Raw genomic sequence first — 17,070 nt, 5'->3', positions numbered from 1 at the left:
CGGTTGAGCCGCAATCCGTGGTGAAAGGGGTGTTGGTTGCCACCACGTTGATCGGGCGGTTTCGATACAACCAAGCAAGAGAGCTGCCTTGACTGGATTCACACCATGTTCGAGCTGCTGGCCTATGAACGGTTTCGCGACACGCCATCGGTGCGTTTCTTCGACGTGACGGTGGAGACGTCGAATGCCCGTGATCTGGTGATTCACTCAGGACCGGCCGTCAGTCCTCCGGACGACCCGAAGACAGGAGCCTGGCAGTTTTATCTCCATCCCCATCAGGAGGACAATCTGCTGGCGGCTAGCGGCGGACGCACGTTTTATTTGGTGAACCTCGCCTGGGATGTTCCCTTCCACATTGTTCGTTTAAACAGTGGAGGCGACATCCTGCGCATCCCTCCCGGCACGTTCCATCGTTCGATTTCTGATGCCGAGGGATCGGTGGTGCTCAATCAGGCCGTGCGTGAACAAGGCGTGTCCCTACTGCGGGAATTTCGGGTCTACAACAGTGCTCGCATTCCGGCGTTGATGGCAGCCACTGTGGCGTCGGCTCCGAAGCCTTTGCTGCATGGTGTGCGACCCGTGCTTCAGGCCGCCTGAATCAGCGCATTCGCTGCTTTGGCAGGGATTTGCTCCTCCTGGACGCTGATTCTCCAGCTCAGCTCACTTTCGGTCTGGGGCGGACCACTGAACGTGCCGCTGACCGCTGCGGTGAGAGCCGCTTTGGATGAGGTGGCCAGGACGACGTATCGCTCATTCACTTCACTGCCGGCACTGGGGTCAAAACCACGCCAGCCAGCGCCTGGCACATACACCTCCGCCCAGGCGTGTAGGTCGTAGTGCTCTGGGGCCGGATCCAGCAGCTGATAGCCGCTCACAAACCGTGCCGGAAGGCCCACCACCCTGCAGCAGGTCACCATCAGCATCGCTAGATCCCGGCATGAACCAATTCGTTCCCGCAGTGTGCGGCCTGCTGGCCAGGCCGGGCCCAGATGGCGCTGGGTGTATTTCACTCGATCTTGGATCAGCCCGATCAGTTGCATCAGGAATGCAAGGGTCTGTTGATTGCTGCCCATCAGCGCCTCCTGGGTGAGATCGATCGCCGCAGGTTCGTGTTGGCCATTGGGTAGCCACCCCTCCAGAGCGCCGAGCAGATCCTGATTGAGTTGGCCTCGGGGGTAGGGAAGGGATGGCTCCAGGCCGTTGAAGCAGATCTCCAGGGGTGGGGCTGGTCGTGTTTCGACACAGCTGCGCGCTTCGAAGCAGAGTCGGTCGGTGCTGCCGAAAAAGTTGAGTCTGAGGATTTCGTCACCGCTGGCGGCCAAGAGTTCCCTTTGCTGGCTTGGTTCCGGAAGCACCATGAGCTGGTGGTCGAGTAGGCGTTGAAATCCCTGGCCCCGGGGTTTCAGACAGAGGCGGTGTTCCCCCAGCGTCACTGGGTCCTCGTATTGATACGTCAGGCGGTGAAAGATGTGAGCACGCATTCGGGATTGGCGACGTTGGGGCGTAGTTCAGTCGTGGTGAAGTAACGCGCTTGGATCAGCGTGTGGAGGCGGTTGAGGTCTTGCTGTAGTTGGTCGATGGCCTCGTGCAGACCAGCGTTGATCAAGGCATCGATGCGTACGTAACTCCAGCGGGCGAGCAGTTGACCGCTCAAACAGTCGAGATCATCTGGAGGCCCCTGCACAGGTTGCTGTTGAATTTGTTCCAATGTGGCGTTGATGCCTTGTAGGCAGAAGCGCACCGAGCGGGGAAAAATCGGATCGAGCAGAAGGAAGCTGGCTACGGAGATCGGATTGATCGCCTGCTGCATCTTCTGGCGGTACATCTGATAGGCACCGGCGGTGCGCAGCAGAGTGATCCACTGCAGTTCGTCTAGGACGCCTCCCACCGCCTCCGGTGATGGCAGGAGCAGGAAGTACTTCACATCGAGGATGCGAGAGGTTTTGTCGGCGCGCTCGATCAAACGCCCCAGCTGACTGAACAGCCAACTCAGATCGCGGCTGAGGCTGGCTTCGGTGATGCCGTAGAAGATCTGGCATCCTCGACGGATAGTGCCCAGCTGTTCTTGCAGCGGCTCCTGCCAGATCGGTTCACCAACCTGCAAGCTCCAGTGCAGATCATTGATCTGTTCCCACATCTCGGTCGTGATGACATCACGAATCTGGCGCGCGTTCTCGCGGGCGCTGGAAATACAGCGCACGATGCTGTTGGGGTTGTCCAGGTCGTAGAGCAGAAAGCGGATCACCTCTCTGGGGCTGCCAGCTGGATAGGCCAGATCAAATCGGTGACGATCGCCGCTGGCTTCGACCAGGGGCAACCAGGGTTCGGCACTGCCGGGAGGGCAATCGAGGGCCATGGCCCCACTGACTTCTAAAAAGCGGGAGATGTTCTCTGCTCTCTCTAGATAGCGATGGATCCAGTAGAGGGAATCGGCGACGCGGCTCAACACGGCACAGCCTCCTGATGGTGACCGGCACTGACGTGATGCTCATCCACGATCCAGGTGTCCTTGCAGCCGCCGCCCTGGGAAGAATTCACCACCAAGGAGCCCCGCTTGAGCGCCACGCGCGTTAATCCTCCGGGGCTGACCCAGTTGCGCTTGCCGCGCAGGACGTAAGGGCGAAGATCAACGTGGCATGGATAAAGCTCGCCGTCGCTTAGGGAGGGCACGGTGGAGAGTTGCAGTGTCGGTTGGGCGATGAAGTTGCGCGGATTGGCGCGGATCTTGGCGTCGAAGCAGGCGAGTTCCGAGCGACTGGCTTGAGCGCCGATCAGCATTCCATAGCCTCCGGCTTCGGCCACGGATTTCACCACCAGGTGTTCGAGGTGGTCGAGAACGTATTGGCGGTCTGACTCGCGAGAGCACAGGTAGGTGGGAACGTTCTCGATGATCGGCTCTTCGCCGAGGTAGTAATGGATCATCGCCGGTACATGGGCGTAGATCAGTTTGTCGTCGGCTACGCCTGTGCCTGGTGCATTGGCGATGGCCACCTTCCCTTGACGCAACACCTCAATCAGCCCCGGGATCCCCAGGATTGAGTCGCTGCGGAACACAGTCGGGTCTAGGAAATCATCGTCAATGCGGCGGTAGATGACGTCAACCGCCCGAAGCCCATTGGTGCTTCGCATCCAGACCCGACTGTCTTCGCAGACCAAATCGCGCCCCTCAACGAGGGGAATGCCCATTTGCTGGGCAAGGTAGCTGTGCTCGAAGTAGGCGCTGTTGTAAACGCCAGGAGTGAGCAGCACCACTTGAGGTGCATCATTCCAGGGAGCGATGTCTTGAAGGGTGCGCAGCAGGTGAGAGGGATAGTCGTCGATCGGTTGCACCGTTCTTCCCTCAAACAGGCTTGGGAACAAGCGCTTCATCACGCGCCTGTTTTCCAAGAAGTAGGCCACCCCGGACGGACAGCGCAGGTTGTCCTCCAGGACTCGCCAGGTGCCTTCACCATCGCGGATCAGGTCTAAACCGGAGACATGGCACCAGCGATTCAGGGGCAGGGTGATGCCTTGGATGTCTGGCCGCCAGCCGGCGGAGCTCTCCACATCGGAACGGGGAATTACTCCGTCCTTCAGAATCTGTTGGGAGCCATAGACGTCGGCGAGAAAGCAGTCGATTGCCTCAAGACGCTGGATCAGCCCCTGTTCGAGACGTTGCCACTCGCTGCTGCCAATTAGGCGTGGAAGCGGATCGAAGGGCAGGATCCGTTCGCCGCTATGGATGCCACTTTCATTGAGGCGAAAGGTGGCCCCTAAGCGCCGAAGTAGATGACTGGCGGCGGCATGGTTTCGGTTGAGTTCGGCAATGCCCATCTGCCCCAGAGAGGACAGCAGAGGCTCGAGAGATGAGCGAGGAGCCTCATCACGCCGGCAGAAGTATTCGTCATATCCAGACGTTGGTCTGTATTCCGTGAACATCACCGCTGCTCGCGCTCATTGGAATTGAACGCCAACAGCTAGGTCCCGACAGGTGGCTGTTGTTACGCATCCGGGGCTCAATGTCGTTGATTACACAGAAGCACCATCGGTTTTGTCATTCTCATTACCTTCTCGACTGCTCAGTCGAGATTCATGGCTGCCCATTGATCAAGCACGTTGCTGAACAGGCGTCGTCCCTGATGTTCGAGTCTTGGGCCGAACTGGCTCCATTGGCGTTGTAGTTCGTCCAGCCCCTGTTCGCCTCGGGCGCTCACCACATAATCCTTGTCTTCGTTGAGCCAACGGTGGATGGTCTTGCCGCTCAGCTCCAGGTGACACTGCAGCCCGATTGCATGACGGTCGATGCGGAACACCTGTTCGAGACAGTGCAGTGATGAGCCGAGCAAGGTGGCCTCGCGCGGTAGCCGGATGCGATCTCCATGCCAGTGCAGCACGATCTCACTGGCATCCAGACCCTGCAGCATTGGCTCTTGGTCGGCAGTGGTCCACCAGTGAATGGCACCCAATCCCACTTCTTTGAGAGGGGTTGGCGGTTGGCCAACCTGCAGTGGCTCGACGCTGCCGCCGGCTGCGGTCGCCAGCAGCTGGGCTCCCAGGCAGATGCCGAGCACGGGACGTTTGCTGGCATGCCAGGTCTTGAGCCAGTCCAGCTCCCTCTGCAGCCATGCCATCCCAGGCTGATGTTGCTCGTTCACCCCCATGGGTCCGCCGAGCACGAGCGCCACGGTGTTTGCACAGTTGGCGGGGTTCGGGAATGGATCGCCACGGTCTGGTCGCAGCGTTGTGATCGACATCCCCCGCTCCCTAGCCAGCTCGGCAATCACGCCTGGTCCTTCACGGTCAACGTGTTGGACCACCAGCAGGGTGATGCTCAAAGCAGCAGGTAGCGCTGGGCCAGGGGCAACACCTCGGCGGGTTCGCAGGTGAGTAGCTCGCCGTCGGCGAAGACTTCATAGGTCTGAGGATCCACGCTCACCTTCGGGAGTGCGGCATTGAGCTTTAGGGACTTTTTACCGACGTTGCGGGTGTCTTGAACAGCCATGCAGGTGCGATCCAGCCCCAGTTGGCGCTGAATGTCGGCGTCCATTGCCGCTTCGCTCACGAAGGTGAGGCAACTGGCAGCGAGGGCTTTGCCGAAGGCGCCGAACATCGGCCGGCCATGCACCGGTCCGGGGGTCGGAATCGAGGCGTTGGCATCGCCCATCTGGGCCCAGACGATTGAGCCGCCCTTGAGCACGAGCTCCGGGCGGATGCCAAAGAAGCCAGGCTTCCACAGCACCAGATCAGCCAATTTGCCGGTTTCCACCGAGCCCACTTCGCTGCTGATGCCATGGGCCAGAGCAGGGTTAATCGTCACTTTGGCGATGTACCTCTTCAGGCGATGGTTGTCGTTGCGGTTTGAGTCTTCTGGCAGGGCACCCCGCTGCAGCTTCATCTTGTGGGCGGTTTGGAAGGTGCGTGTGATCACCTCACCGACGCGGCCCATGGCTTGCGAGTCGCTGGCGATGATCGAGAAGGCACCGAGGTCATGCAGGATGTCTTCGGCGGCGATTGTCTCGCGACGGATGCGTGATTCGGCGAAGGCCACGTCTTCCGGGATCTTTGGATCCAGGTGGTGGCACACCATCAGCATGTCGAGGTGTTCCTCGAGTGTGTTGCGGGTGTAAGGGCGCGTCGGGTTGGTGCTGCTGGGCAGCACGTTCGCCTCCCCGCAGATCTTGATGATGTCTGGAGCATGACCACCACCGGCACCTTCGGTGTGGAAGGTGTGGATCGTGCGACCTTTGATCGCGGCGATCGTGTCCTCAACAAATCCGGCTTCATTGAGAGTGTCGGTGTGAATGCAGACCTGCACGTCCATCTGGTCCGCCACGGATAGACAGGCATCGATCGCCGCCGGGGTGGTGCCCCAGTCTTCGTGCAGTTTCAGTCCACAGGCGCCGGCGCGCACCTGCTCCTCGAGGGCTTCCGGCGTGCTGGCGTTGCCTTTGCCGAAGAAGCCCAGATTCACCGGCAGGCCTTCGGCGGCTTGCAGCATCCGGGCGATGTGAAACGCACCGGGCGTGCAGGTGGTGGCATTCGTGCCGGTGGCCGGTCCGGTGCCGCCACCCATCAAGGTGGTCACGCCGCTGGCCAGGGCCGTTTCGATCTGCTGAGGGCAGATGAAGTGGATGTGGGTGTCGATGCCTCCAGCGGTAAGGATGTGGCCTTCACCGGCGATCGCCTCGGTGCCGGGTCCAACCACGATCGTCACCCCTTCCTGGGTGTCGGGGTTGCCGGCCTTGCCGATGCCAACGATGCGACCATCTTTGAGGCCCACGTCGGCTTTGACGATCCCCCACCAGTCGAGGATCAGAGCGTTGGTGATCACGGTGTCGACGGCACCGCCAGCCCGTGAGGTTTGGGCCTGGCCCATGCCGTCGCGGATCACTTTGCCGCCGCCGAATTTCACCTCATCGCCATAAACGGTGTAATCCTTTTCAACCTCGAGAATCAGCTCGGTGTCGGCGAGGCGGACGCGATCGCCGCGGGTGGGGCCATAGGTCTCGGCGTAGGCCTGGCGGGAAATGCGATAAGGCATGGATTCAGGCGTCGAGGGGTCCGTTGATGCGGCCGTTGAAGCCGATCACCTGTCGGGCGCCGGCGTAGGGGATCAGATTCACGTCACGGTTGTCGCCGGGTTCGAAGCGGATCGCCGTGCCCGCAGGGATGTCGAGTCGTTGTCCGCGGGCGGCCTCCCGGTCGAATTGCAGGGCTGCATTGGCTTCGAAGAAATGGAAGTGGGAGCCCACCTGGACGGGACGGTCGCTGCTGTTAGCCACGTTGATGGTGGTGACGGGACGTCCGGCATTGAGTTCGAGTTCTCCGGGTTCGGGAAGCAGCTCGCCGGGAATCAGGGATGGCATGGAGAAAGGCCTCAACGGATCGGGTCGTGAAGGGTGACAAGCTTGGTGCCATCTGGAAAAACCGCTTCGATCTGCACCTCATTCACCAGCTCAGGCACCCCTTCCATCACCTGATCGCGTGCCAGCCAGGTCGTGCCTTCCTGCATGAGGTCTGCCACCGTTTTGCCGTCACGGGCACCTTCCAGAATCAAAAAACTGAGCCAGGCCACCGCCTCGGGGTGATTGAGCTTGAGGCCGCGATTGAGCCGTCGCTCCGCCAGCAAGGCCGCGGTTACGACCAGCAGTTTGTCTTTTTCCTGGGGACTGAGATGCATAAGGGGCCTCGGTCTTCTTCAGTGTGTCGCTGTTGTGGCCGATAACGGGTTCGTTGTGAACTCTTGTCGCTCCAATGGCTTCTCTTGCAACGGCCAGACCCGTGGAATTCTTGGCTGAGCCAATCCCCGCAGGGCCCGGGTGCGGGCCCAGATGCGGCTGAACCAAAAACGTGCGTCTCGACTGGAGGGGCCGGCGTAGCGGGCTACCAAGCCCTGCTCAAGTTGGCCGCAGCGCATGTTGCCAGTGAGGCCGGCACGGTCGTTGCGGGCGTGATCCAGGAGAGAGGTCATCACCTCTGGAGCCAGGGTCATCGGTGCCGCCCAAACCAGTGATCCGAACACGGGTTGGCCCTGGAGACCGTGTTGATCAGTGAGGCTGGTGTTGCCGAGTTCCAGGCGATCCACCAATTCCCAGCGGCTGGACTGCAGTGTTTCGCCATCGCGTCGTTGAATGGCGAGGGCTGAGCGCCATCGTCCTTGTTGCAGCACTTCATTGGCGGCGGTGCGACCTAGTCGCACGATTTCGGTGCTCAGAAAGGAGGCGTTGTTGGGCAAAATCACGCTGAGCCGTTGTTCGAACAACGCATCGGCATAGAGCACGAGCTCCTGCGGAAGCCATTCCAAATCGCTGCCTCTGGCCAGCTGGCATTGCACGGTTTGCAGCGCCCACGCCCCTTCGGGATGGAGGCTGCTGCGGCCCACGGTTCCATACACCTTCTGCGCCGCCACACTGGTGATCAGGGCGCGACTGTCCCTTTTCAGTTTGAGATCGAGACTGAGCTGGTCTCCGCCGACGAGGCCCCCGGCGGTATGCAGCAGCGGTAGCTCGCAGCGGCCATCGTCGCCTTGCTCTGCACGCAGCAGTTTGAAGGGAGCTGTGCAGCCTCCCTGGTGAAGGGTGCGATTGCCGGCGCAATCGAAGTGCAGCTGGCAGTGGCCATGCCAGGGCTCGGGGCGTTGCATTGACTCACGCTCGACGCAGCAGGCATCTTCACTGTGTAGCAATGCATGTCAAACAACGGTTCGATGGCTGGGAACGCTGGGGTTATCAGGGAGGACCGAATCGGTGGCTGACGTGGTGATCGTGCTGGAACATCGACAGGCCGCTGCTGCCCCATCCAGCGCAGCGACGGCTGAACTGCTGCAGCTCCCGCTCACTGCCCATCAGCGCACAGTGATGCGGGGCAGGAGGCGCACCAGTTGTGGCCTGGATGTGCTGTTGCAATTGCCCCGGGAGGGCTCGCTTCAGCCTGGTGAACGGTTGGTTGATGGGGCGCGGACGCGCCAGGTGGTGGTGGTGGCGACAGAGGAGGAGTTGCTACGGGTTCAGGCTGCTTCGCCCCTGGCGTTATTGCAGGCGGCTTATCACTTGGGCAATCGGCATGTGTCCCTTGAGCTGCATGAGCATGAGCTGTTGCTGTTAGATGACGCCGTGCTCGCGACGATGTTGGCCGGGTTGGGGCTCACGCTGAGCCGTTGTCGTCGTCCCTTTCTGCCGGAAGGCGGTGCCTACGCTGGCCACAGCCATCGACATGGCGACGAGCATGTCGACTCCGAGATGAATTCTTCGGTATGAGTGCATTGGCTCTGCTGCAGTTGGTCAGTCCTGCCTTGCCGGTGGGTGCCTTCAGCTACTCCGAGGGACTGGAGGTGTTGATTCAGGCGGGTTTGCTCACGGATGAGGCGTCGCTCGAGGATTGGCTCACAGCCGAACTGGAACGGGGTGCCCTGCGCTTGGAGGCTGCGTCTCTCTCGTTGCTCAGGGCAGACCTGCAGCTCTGGACTCGTCTTGGTGATGAGGCCGCTTTGAACCGTGTGCTGGATCTGGATGGATGGCTGCTGTCGACCCGGGAAGCGGTTGAGATGCGCGCGCAACAGCGGCAGATGGGGGGATCCCTGCTTCAGCTGATGGCGGATATGGGCCATGGTCTGCCGGATCCAGCCAAGCTCGCTTGGCCAGGGGCCTGGGCTTGGGCAGCATTGGCGCTTGCCGTGTCCGAGACGGAGATGGTGGAGGGCTATCTCTACGGTTGGACCGCCAATCAGCTCAGTGCGGCAGTGCGTTTGGTGCCGTTGGGGCCCACCCGGGCTCAGGTGCTGCAGCAGCGTCTGTTGCTCAGGATCGCTGAGCAGGCGCGGTTGCTTCAGGAGCAGGATCCCCGCCAGCTCTGGTCTGGCGGAGTTGGCGCATCTTTGGCTCAGCTGGCCCATGCTGAGTTGTATTCGCGTTTGTTCCGAAGCTGATGGGCAGCAAGCTGCGTGTGGGAGTGGCAGGGCCAGTGGGCTCCGGAAAAACAGCCCTGGTGGAAGCGTTATGCCGACAACTGCGGGATCAGTTGCAGCTCGCCGTGGTGACGAACGACATCTACACCCAGGAAGATGCCCAGTTCCTGACTCGCGCCGGTGCTCTCGACCCAGAACGAATCCGCGGGGTGGAAACCGGTGGCTGCCCCCATACGGCGATTCGGGAGGACTGCTCGATCAACCGGGCGGCAGTGGCAGAGCTGGAGGCGCAGTTTCCCGATCTGGATCTGGTGATGGTGGAGAGCGGCGGCGACAACTTGGCCGCAAGTTTCAGTCCAGAGCTGGTGGACCTGTGCATCTATGTCATTGATGTCGCGGCTGGCGACAAGATCCCGCGCAAGGGAGGTCCTGGCATCACCCGTTCCGATCTTCTGGTGATCAACAAAATTGATCTGGCACCGCTGGTGGGAGCAGACCTCGCGGTGATGGAACGCGACACCTTGCGCATGCGGGGGGAAAGGCCTTGGTGCTTCACCAATCTGCACAGCCTCGAAGGCCTGGAATGTGTGGTGGCCTTTCTGCAACAGCAGTTACCAAAGTTACCAAGTTAAGGAGAGATTAAAAAAACGTTATACGATTTGGTTCCTATTGATACAAAAACGATTGCTCAGGGGTCCTACTCAAGCGCTGTCGCCGCGAGGCGCGCATCCTGTGTTGAGGATTTCATGAGCTCTTCTCTCTCCAAGCGTCTGTTTGCCGGTCTGGCTTCGGCGTCATTGGGCCTGGCTGTTACTGCCTGTGGTGGTGGTAGTGATGAGGCCACCAATGCCACCTGTGATGACGACGGCAATTGCACCGTCACTGTCGGCATCCTCCATTCTCTGACCGGCACGATGGCCATCTCGGAGAAGACGCTGGTGGACACCGAGAAAATGGCCATTGCAGAGATCAATGCCGCTGGTGGTGTTGAGGTCGATGGCAAGAGCTACACGATTGAAACCATCGTTGAAGACGGTGCATCCACTTGGCCCACCTTTGCTGAGAAGTCGAAAAAGCTGATCGACCAGGACAAGGTGCCCGTCGTCTTTGGTGGCTGGACCTCCGCCAGCCGCAAAGAGATGCTTCCGGTTTACGAATCGAAGAACGCCTTCCTCTTCTACCCGATTCAGTACGAAGGCCAGGAGTGTTCCAACAACATCTTCTACACCGGTGCCACCCCGAACCAGCAGTCGGAGCCGGCGACCAAGTTCATGTATGAGAAGTCACCCGCTGCCGGTAAGGACTTCTTCCTGGTGGGCTCTGACTATGTCTTCCCCCGTACCTCCAACACCATTACCAAGGCTCAGGTTGAGCAGCTTGGCGGCAAGGTTGTTGGTGAGGATTACCTGCCCCTGGGTAACACCGAGGTGGCGCCAATCATCGCCAAGATCAAGAAGGCATTGCCTGATGGTGGTGTGATTATCAACACCCTGAATGGTGACCAGAACGTTGCCTTCTTCAAGCAGATCCAGGACGCCGGCATCACGCCTGCCAATGGCTACTACGTGATGAGCTATTCGATCGCTGAAGAAGAAATCAGCACCATCGGTTCCGAGTTCCTTGAGGGCCACTACGGTGCTTGGAACTACATGATGTCGATCGACACCCCTGCTTCCAAGAAGTTCGCTGCCGACTTCAAGGCCACCTATGGCGCTGATCGGATGGTCGCTGACCCTCAGGAATCGGCTTACAACATGGTCTACCTGTGGAAAGCCGCCGTCGAAAAGGCCAACAGCTTTGAAGACGACAAGGTGCGTGAAGCTCTGATTGGCATCGAGTTTGATGCTCCTCAAGGTCCTGTGAAGGTGATGCCGAACCATCACCTCTCCCAGACCGTGCGGATCGGTCAGATCACCAAGGACGGTCAGTTCGCCATCCTCGAGGAGACCGATGGCCCCGTGTCACCGCAAGCCTGGAACCAGATCCACCCTGATTCCACCGGTTATGCCTGTGATTGGACCGATTCCTCCAAGGGCGGTAAGTACAAGCTCTGATTCGGCTTCATCTCTTTTTGATTGCTGAATTGTTTGTGGAGGAGTCCCTTTAGGGACTCCTCTTTTTGTCGTTCCACTGACTGCTTCAGTCCCGACTTCCGTGCAACTGCTTTTTGAAAGCCTGTTCAACGGTGTCGCCATCGGCTCGGTCTTGCTGATGGCTGCACTTGGACTGGCGATCGTGTTTGGCCTGATGGGTGTGATCAACCTCGCCCATGGCGAGCTCATCATGCTCGGTGCCTACACCACCTATGTGGTGCAGCTGATCTTCAAGCTGCCTGCGCTGCAACCCCTTTACAACTGCTATGTGCTCGTCGCCATTCCGCTGGCCTTTGTCGTCAGTGGTGTGGTCGGCATCCTTTTGGAACGCACCGTGATCCGTCGCCTTTATGGCAGTCCGCTGGAGACGCTGCTGGCGACCTGGGGCGTCAGTTTGATCTTGCAGCAGTTCGTACGCAGCGTGCCGATGGCCTATGCCGCCGGTCTGATCCTGGCGCTTGTGTCTGGATTTGGTTTGCCCCTTTTGCTTCCTTCCGGCTGGTTCGCGGGAGCGCGTGCGCGGTTGATCCGATTGGGCTCCTGGGCCTTCTCCGCCTTTTTGGGTGTCTGCCTTGCTGGAGGTTTGGCCTCACAGATCGACCGAATTGCCCGTGCAGATGCTCGCAATGTTGATGTCACGGCACCGCAGTGGATGCGAGGTGGTCTGGAGATGGCCGACATGACCTTCCCAGTTCCCCGGCTGGTGATCATCGTGATGACGGTGATGGCGGTCGTGGGAGTCAGTTGGTTTTTGAATCGCAGTGTCTGGGGCATGCGCATCCGTGCCGTCACCCAGAACAGATCGATGAGCGATTGCCTCGGCATCCCAACCGAAACAGTTGATGTGCTCACATTCGGCATTGGCTCCGGTCTGGCCGGTGTGGCCGGTGTGGCCGTCTCGTTGCTCGGTTCGGTGGGTCCGAACGTTGGTGGTTCCTACATCGTCGGCTGCTTCATGGTTGTGGTTCTTGGCGGGGTGGGCAATTTGTATGGCACCGTTCTGGCGTCCTTTGCCATTGGTGTTCTCACGGACCTGATTGGTGCAGGTCGGCTGCTGTCTGTTTGGCCTGATATGCCGGCACCGTTGGCCAGTGCGGTCGAGTTCTTTGCCACGACGAGCATGGCTCAGGTGATGGTCTTTGCCCTGATCGTCGTCTTCCTGCAGTTCCGTCCCGCGGGTCTCTTCCCGCAGAAGGGCCGCATGGTGGAGGCCTGAGCCATGTTCCAATCCTTACAACAACGACGCTGGCTTCTGGTCTGCCTCTGGGTGCTGATCGTTGCCGCGATTGTTGCTGCACCAGCGATTCTTCCGGTGTTCAGGCTCAACCTTCTGGGTCGTTTTCTTTCCCTGGCGATCGTGGCCCTCGGCATCGATCTGATCTGGGGATTTACTGGTCTGCTCAGCCTGGGGCAGGGCATCTTTTTCGCCCTGGGCGGCTATGCCGTGGCGATGTACCTGCAGCTCAGTAATGCCGGTGATCTGCCCAACGGCATTCCTGAGTTTTTTGGTCTTTATGGCGTCAAAGAGCTGCCGTTCTTTTGGCATCCCTTCGCGTCGCCTTGGTTCACCCTTGTGGCGATCTGGCTGATCCCTGGGGTTCTGGCTGGCGTCTTGGGTGGACTCGTGTTCCGCAATCGGATCAAAGGGGTCTACTTTTCGATCCTGACCCAGGCCGCATTGCTGGTCTTCTACAACTTTTTCAACGGCCAGCAGAAGCTGATTAACGGCACCAACGGTCTGCAGACCCCTGCGACCAAATTGTTTGGTCAGTACGTCGGCTCCGACTTGATGCAGCGATGGTTCTTTTGGGTCACCGCTGTAGTGGTGATCCTGATCTGGGCGCTGTTGCGTTGGGTGGTGCGCGGTCGTTTCGGCGATGTGTTGATCGCGATCCGCGACGATGAGCCGCGACTGCGTTTCGCCGGCTACAACCCCACGTTGTTCAAGACGCTTGTGTTTGGACTGGCTGGGGCACTGGCCGGGATCGGCGGTGCCCTCTACACCGTTCAATCGGGAAGTGCTTCACCCCAGTTCATGGAAGTACCCATGTCGATTGACATGGTCATTTGGGTTGCGGTTGGCGGTCGTGGAACCCTGGTCGGGGCGATTCTCGGAGCTGTGGTGATCAACTTCGCCAAGAGCCTCGTGAGTGAGGCGCTGCCGGAGAGCTGGCTGTTCATTCAGGGTGGTTTGTTCATCCTTGTGGTGACGGCGCTGCCAGAAGGCGTGATTGGTTGGTTCCGCGGCGAAGGCCCTGGCAACTGGCTCAACCGTCTGGGTTATTGCCTCAACACTCTGGGGAACTGGTTGATCCGTTGGGGCAATGCGTTGATCCGTCAAAGCACTGCGTTTCCATGGCTCAACTCTCTAGGGATCAACACGCTGGGGAACTGGCTGATCGGTTGCGGTCATGCGCTCAACAGTGTTGGGATCGTGCGCCGCATTGGTACCTATCCCCGTCTCGAACTTGAAGGTCAGGTGGAGGTGCAGCCATGAGTTCAGCCCTGTTGGAATTGCGTCAGATCACCGTCAGCTTTGACGGCTTTTTGGCGCTTCGAGATCTCAACCTCGGTTTGCAGCCCGGTGAACTCCGTGCAGTGATCGGGCCGAACGGAGCCGGTAAGACCACGTTCCTTGACGTGATTACTGGCAAGACCGCGCCAACGGATGGCGACGTGGTGTTCAAAGGACGCTCACTGTTGGGACGTCCGGAGCACCGCATCGCCCGTCTGGGCATTGGTCGCAAGTTCCAGAGCCCAAGGGTGTTCGAGAAGCTGAGTGTGCAGGAGAATCTGGCCCTGGCGGTGAGTCGTCCGAAGCAGCCCTGGTCGCTGCTGTTCCAACGTCTCACAGCTGGGCAACGGGATCAGGTGCATCACCTCATGAGCATCGTCAATTTGCAGAACCGGGCTGATTGGGCTGCGGGTTCCTTGTCCCATGGCCAGAAGCAGTGGCTCGAGATCGCGATGCTGGTCGGTCAGGATCCTGATCTGTTGCTGGTGGATGAACCGGTGGCGGGTCTCACCGATGAGGAAACGGATCTCACTGCCGATCTGCTCAAGTCGTTGGCCGGTGATCACACCGTGCTGGTGATTGAGCACGACATGGAGTTCATCCGTCGGCTTGAGAGTCCGGTGACGGTGCTGCACCAGGGCCATGTGCTCTGCGAGGGAACGATGGATCAGGTGCAGGCTGATCCACGCGTGATTGAGGTTTATCTCGGCACGACCGAGGAGGAGAACGGATGACAACGCTTCTAGAGATCCGTGGCTTGAACACCTACTACGGCGAGAGCCACATCCTCCGGGATGTGGATCTCACTGTGAAAGCGGGTGAAATGGTCTGCCTGATCGGGCGCAACGGTGTGGGTAAAACCACGTTGCTGAAGTCATTAATCGGTCTGCTGCGGCCCCGTCGTGGCGAGCTTGTCTTCAACGGCGCTGGGCTTGATCGGCAACCACCCCATTCCCGGGCGCGGGCGGGAATTGGCTATGTACCCCAGGGTCGCGAGATCATCCCGCAGCTCACGGTCGAGGAGAACCTGAAGCTGGGGATGGAGGCTTTGCCTGGGGGATTGGCGCGCCATCGCCGCATTGATCCCTTCGTGTATGAACTCTTCCCAGTCCTGCAAGAGTTTTTGCCTCGCAAAGGTGGGGATCTCAGCGGTGGTCAGCAGCAGCAGCTCGCGATCGCTCGGGCACTCCTGGGTCGACCAAAATTGCTGCTTCTTGATGAGCCCACGGAAGGCATTCAGCCCAACATCGTGCAGGATATTGAGGCGGCGGTGCGACGGATTATCGCTGAGACCGGGATTGGTGTGCTGCTGGTGGAGCAGCATCTCCATTTCGTGCGTCAGGCCGACCGCTATTACGCGATGCAGCGGGGCGGAATTGTCGCCAGCGGACCCACCAGTGAGCTCAGTCAGGCGGTGGTGGATCAGTTTCTTAGTGTTTGATAAAAAACCATAAAGACCAGTCTTTGCATTAAAATCGCAATTTTAATGCAATAAATGGATCGCAAGACTAGCTCTGCTGGCTCTTCGGGAGAAGATCAATGGAAAGATATATCTAATGAAGCGAATGCTTTTCTAGATTCGTTTGAAGGCAAGTCGTCGTCTTCAGGCTCTAAATCTAAACAGGTGATTGCTTCGGAGCGGCCTTTACGTTTGCGTTGGCTGTTGGCAGGGTTATTGGCATTACCTGTCTGTTTTATGAGTGCTGGGTTTTTGCTTCTGATCTTGAATGGAGTGCGGGAGTCGCCCGTCTCTCGTACTCCTAAAGAGGCTTGGACTCCAGACGTTGAAACACCTCCCGACCTTGATCTGCCTTCGCAAGCTAATGTTGTCACTGTCGGGATTCTTCATTCTTTAACGGGAACCATGGCCATCTCGGAGTCCACCTTGGTGGACGCAGAGAAGATGGCAATCGATGAGATTAATGTCTCCGGTGGTATTCAGGTTGAAGGTAAGAAGTACAAGATCGAATACATTATTGAGGATGGAGCTTCCGATTGGCCTACCTTCGCTGAGAAATCCAAGAAGCTGATCGATGAGGACAAAGTCCCTGTTGTTTTTGGTGGCTGGACTTCAGCAAGTCGTAAAAGCATGTTGCCGGTTTACGAAGCGAAGAATGCCTTCCTCTATTACCCGATTCAGTATGAAGGTCAGGAGTGTTCCAGCAACATCTTCTACGCCGGTGCGACCCCAAACCAGCAGTCTGAGCCTGCAACCTCTTTCATGTTCAAGGACTCCCCAGCAGCAGGAAAGCCCTTTTTCCTTGTGGGTTCTGACTATGTTTTTCCTCGCACTTCCAATACCATCACCAAGGCGCAGCTGAACTCCCTTGGTGGCAGTGTTGTTGGAGAGGATTATCTCCCCCTAGGTAATACTGAAGTGGCGCCGATTATTGCGAAGATTAAGAAGGCATTGCCTGATGGTGGTGTGATCATCAATACTCTGAATGGCGATCAGAATGTTGCCTTCTTCAAGCAGATCCAGGACGCCGGCATCACGCCTGCCAATGGTTATTACGTGATGAGCTATTCGATCGCGGAAGAAGAGATCAGTGTCATTGGTTCCGAGTTCCTTGAGGGTCACTACGGTGCTTGGAACTACATGATGTCGATCGATACCCCAGCCTCCAAAAAATTCGTTGCTGATTTCAAGGCTCGGTATGGCGCTGATCGTATGGTCGCTGACCCTCAGGAGTCGGCTTACAACATGGTCCACCTTTGGAAGGCTGCTGTGGAGAAGGCCAATAGCTTTGACGACGACAAGGTGCGTGAAGCTCTGATTGGCATCGAGTTTGATGCTCCTCAGGGTCCTGTGAAGGTGATGCCAAACCACCACCTCTCCCAGACTGTGCGGATTGGACAGATCAGCAGTGATGGTCAATTCGAGATCATCGCGGCGACCAATGGTCCTGTCTCTCCTCAGGCTTGGAATCAATTCGTCTCTTTTTCCAAGGGTTATGCCTGCGATTGGACCGACGCTTCCAAGGGCGAGAGGTACAAGCTCTGATCCTTTGATCACAGCCTGATCGTTCCTGATGGAGGAGCTCGTTTCCGGGCTCCTCCATTCGTGGTTGTTCTGAATG

At 58.7% G+C, this 17,070-nt stretch carries 18 protein-coding genes; 10 read left to right on the top strand and 8 right to left on the bottom strand.

All coding sequences use genetic code 11. The annotated features are described in order from the left end of the window. Nucleotides 1-105: 105 nt before the first annotated feature. Nucleotides 106-597: a redox protein gene (locus SIB72_RS03905; protein ID WP_413744665.1), complete on the top strand. Its 492-nt coding sequence runs from the start codon at nucleotides 106-108 to the stop codon at nucleotides 595-597. On the opposite strand, the gene SIB72_RS03900 is transcribed toward SIB72_RS03905, so the two are convergent. The 8 genes from SIB72_RS03900 to SIB72_RS03865 all read right to left on the bottom strand — a co-directional run bounded on the left by SIB72_RS03900 (nucleotide 585) and on the right by SIB72_RS03865 (nucleotide 8,122). Next, nucleotides 585-1,481, bottom strand: a complete 897-nt coding sequence (locus SIB72_RS03900) for a transglutaminase family protein (RefSeq protein ID WP_413744664.1) — start codon at nucleotides 1,479-1,481, stop codon at nucleotides 585-587. The two genes, SIB72_RS03905 and SIB72_RS03900, sit on opposite strands and share 13 nt — an antisense overlap. After that, complete coding sequence (locus tag SIB72_RS03895) at nucleotides 1,454-2,449, bottom strand: alpha-E domain-containing protein (RefSeq protein ID WP_413744663.1); 996 nt, start codon at nucleotides 2,447-2,449, stop codon at nucleotides 1,454-1,456. Before SIB72_RS03895 ends, SIB72_RS03900 begins: the two co-directional genes overlap by 28 nt. Beyond that, the gene (locus SIB72_RS03890; protein ID WP_413745036.1) at nucleotides 2,443-3,918 is read right to left on the bottom strand and encodes a circularly permuted type 2 ATP-grasp protein; all 1,476 of its coding nucleotides are present in this window, start codon (nucleotides 3,916-3,918) and stop codon (nucleotides 2,443-2,445) included. The genes SIB72_RS03895 and SIB72_RS03890 overlap by 7 nt, the downstream gene beginning before the upstream one ends. A gap of 140 nt (nucleotides 3,919-4,058) precedes the next feature. Then, the gene (locus SIB72_RS03885; RefSeq protein ID WP_413744662.1) at nucleotides 4,059-4,814 is read right to left on the bottom strand and encodes a type 1 glutamine amidotransferase; all 756 of its coding nucleotides are present in this window, start codon (nucleotides 4,812-4,814) and stop codon (nucleotides 4,059-4,061) included. Beyond that, the gene (ureC, locus tag SIB72_RS03880) at nucleotides 4,811-6,520 is read right to left on the bottom strand and encodes an urease subunit alpha (RefSeq protein WP_413744661.1); all 1,710 of its coding nucleotides are present in this window, start codon (nucleotides 6,518-6,520) and stop codon (nucleotides 4,811-4,813) included. The genes SIB72_RS03885 and ureC overlap by 4 nt, the downstream gene beginning before the upstream one ends. A 4-nt stretch (nucleotides 6,521-6,524) precedes the next feature. Then, complete coding sequence (locus SIB72_RS03875; RefSeq protein WP_413744660.1) at nucleotides 6,525-6,845, bottom strand: urease subunit beta; 321 nt, start codon at nucleotides 6,843-6,845, stop codon at nucleotides 6,525-6,527. 11 nt (nucleotides 6,846-6,856) lie between these two features. Next, a complete protein-coding gene (locus tag SIB72_RS03870; protein ID WP_115019134.1) occupies nucleotides 6,857-7,159 on the bottom strand; it encodes an urease subunit gamma in 303 nt (100 codons plus the stop codon). 18 nt (nucleotides 7,160-7,177) lie between these two features. After that, entirely contained in the window at nucleotides 7,178-8,122 is a 945-nt protein-coding gene (locus tag SIB72_RS03865; protein ID WP_413744659.1) for an urease accessory protein UreD, read from the bottom strand. A 103-nt stretch (nucleotides 8,123-8,225) separates the two neighbouring features. On the opposite strand from SIB72_RS03865, the gene ureE reads away from it, so the two are divergent. The 9 genes from ureE to urtA (SIB72_RS03820) all read left to right on the top strand — a co-directional run bounded on the left by ureE (nucleotide 8,226) and on the right by urtA (SIB72_RS03820) (nucleotide 16,994). After that, nucleotides 8,226-8,735 carry an urease accessory protein UreE gene (gene ureE / locus SIB72_RS03860; RefSeq protein ID WP_413744658.1) on the top strand — a complete coding sequence of 170 codons (510 nt, stop codon included), beginning with the start codon at nucleotides 8,226-8,228 and terminating at the stop codon, nucleotides 8,733-8,735. Further along, a complete protein-coding gene (locus SIB72_RS03855; protein ID WP_413744657.1) occupies nucleotides 8,732-9,403 on the top strand; it encodes an urease accessory protein UreF in 672 nt (223 codons plus the stop codon). The genes ureE and SIB72_RS03855 overlap by 4 nt, the downstream gene beginning before the upstream one ends. After that, nucleotides 9,403-10,014, top strand: a complete 612-nt coding sequence (gene ureG, locus SIB72_RS03850) for an urease accessory protein UreG (protein ID WP_413744656.1) — start codon at nucleotides 9,403-9,405, stop codon at nucleotides 10,012-10,014. The genes SIB72_RS03855 and ureG overlap by 1 nt, the downstream gene beginning before the upstream one ends. A gap of 114 nt (nucleotides 10,015-10,128) precedes the next feature. Further along, nucleotides 10,129-11,436 (top strand): urea ABC transporter substrate-binding protein, encoded by a 1,308-nt coding sequence (urtA, locus tag SIB72_RS03845; RefSeq protein ID WP_413744655.1) that lies wholly within the window; start codon nucleotides 10,129-10,131, stop codon nucleotides 11,434-11,436. Between the two features lie 100 nt (nucleotides 11,437-11,536). Beyond that, nucleotides 11,537-12,691 carry an ABC transporter permease subunit gene (locus tag SIB72_RS03840; protein ID WP_115119168.1) on the top strand — a complete coding sequence of 385 codons (1,155 nt, stop codon included), beginning with the start codon at nucleotides 11,537-11,539 and terminating at the stop codon, nucleotides 12,689-12,691. A 3-nt stretch (nucleotides 12,692-12,694) separates the two neighbouring features. After that, the gene (gene urtC / locus SIB72_RS03835; RefSeq protein ID WP_413744654.1) at nucleotides 12,695-13,972 is read left to right on the top strand and encodes an urea ABC transporter permease subunit UrtC; all 1,278 of its coding nucleotides are present in this window, start codon (nucleotides 12,695-12,697) and stop codon (nucleotides 13,970-13,972) included. After that, nucleotides 13,969-14,724 (top strand): urea ABC transporter ATP-binding protein UrtD, encoded by a 756-nt coding sequence (gene urtD / locus SIB72_RS03830; RefSeq protein WP_413744653.1) that lies wholly within the window; start codon nucleotides 13,969-13,971, stop codon nucleotides 14,722-14,724. Before urtC ends, urtD begins: the two co-directional genes overlap by 4 nt. Further along, nucleotides 14,721-15,431 carry an urea ABC transporter ATP-binding subunit UrtE gene (gene urtE / locus SIB72_RS03825; protein WP_413744652.1) on the top strand — a complete coding sequence of 237 codons (711 nt, stop codon included), beginning with the start codon at nucleotides 14,721-14,723 and terminating at the stop codon, nucleotides 15,429-15,431. The genes urtD and urtE overlap by 4 nt, the downstream gene beginning before the upstream one ends. 255 nt (nucleotides 15,432-15,686) lie before the next feature. Next, nucleotides 15,687-16,994, top strand: a complete 1,308-nt coding sequence (gene urtA, locus SIB72_RS03820) for an urea ABC transporter substrate-binding protein (RefSeq protein ID WP_413745035.1) — start codon at nucleotides 15,687-15,689, stop codon at nucleotides 16,992-16,994. Nucleotides 16,995-17,070: the final 76 nt, after the last annotated feature.

Origin of the sequence: Synechococcus sp. MIT S9451, assembly GCF_047304725.1 — a bacterium.
Lineage (GTDB): Bacteria > Cyanobacteriota > Cyanobacteriia > PCC-6307 > Cyanobiaceae > Synechococcus_C.
Note: the sequence above shows the minus strand (reverse complement) of the source record. Positions and strands in the feature narration are given on the sequence as shown.

Coding starts and splice junctions, on each gene's coding strand:
- SIB72_RS03905 (WP_413744665.1), top strand. CDS start 106: ATGTTCGAGCTGCTGGCCTATGAACGGTTTCGCGACACGCCATCGGTG.
- SIB72_RS03900 (WP_413744664.1), bottom strand. CDS start 1,481: ATGCGTGCTCACATCTTTCACCGCCTGACGTATCAATACGAGGACCCA.
- SIB72_RS03890 (WP_413745036.1), bottom strand. CDS start 3,918: ATGTTCACGGAATACAGACCAACGTCTGGATATGACGAATACTTCTGC.
- ureC (WP_413744661.1), bottom strand. CDS start 6,520: ATGCCTTATCGCATTTCCCGCCAGGCCTACGCCGAGACCTATGGCCCC.
- SIB72_RS03875 (WP_413744660.1), bottom strand. CDS start 6,845: ATGCCATCCCTGATTCCCGGCGAGCTGCTTCCCGAACCCGGAGAACTC.
- SIB72_RS03870 (WP_115019134.1), bottom strand. CDS start 7,159: ATGCATCTCAGTCCCCAGGAAAAAGACAAACTGCTGGTCGTAACCGCG.
- SIB72_RS03865 (WP_413744659.1), bottom strand. CDS start 8,122: ATGCAACGCCCCGAGCCCTGGCATGGCCACTGCCAGCTGCACTTCGAT.
- SIB72_RS03855 (WP_413744657.1), top strand. CDS start 8,732: ATGAGTGCATTGGCTCTGCTGCAGTTGGTCAGTCCTGCCTTGCCGGTG.
- ureG (WP_413744656.1), top strand. CDS start 9,403: ATGGGCAGCAAGCTGCGTGTGGGAGTGGCAGGGCCAGTGGGCTCCGGA.
- urtA (WP_413744655.1), top strand. CDS start 10,129: ATGAGCTCTTCTCTCTCCAAGCGTCTGTTTGCCGGTCTGGCTTCGGCG.
- urtC (WP_413744654.1), top strand. CDS start 12,695: ATGTTCCAATCCTTACAACAACGACGCTGGCTTCTGGTCTGCCTCTGG.
- urtD (WP_413744653.1), top strand. CDS start 13,969: ATGAGTTCAGCCCTGTTGGAATTGCGTCAGATCACCGTCAGCTTTGAC.
- urtE (WP_413744652.1), top strand. CDS start 14,721: ATGACAACGCTTCTAGAGATCCGTGGCTTGAACACCTACTACGGCGAG.
- urtA (WP_413745035.1), top strand. CDS start 15,687: ATGAGTGCTGGGTTTTTGCTTCTGATCTTGAATGGAGTGCGGGAGTCG.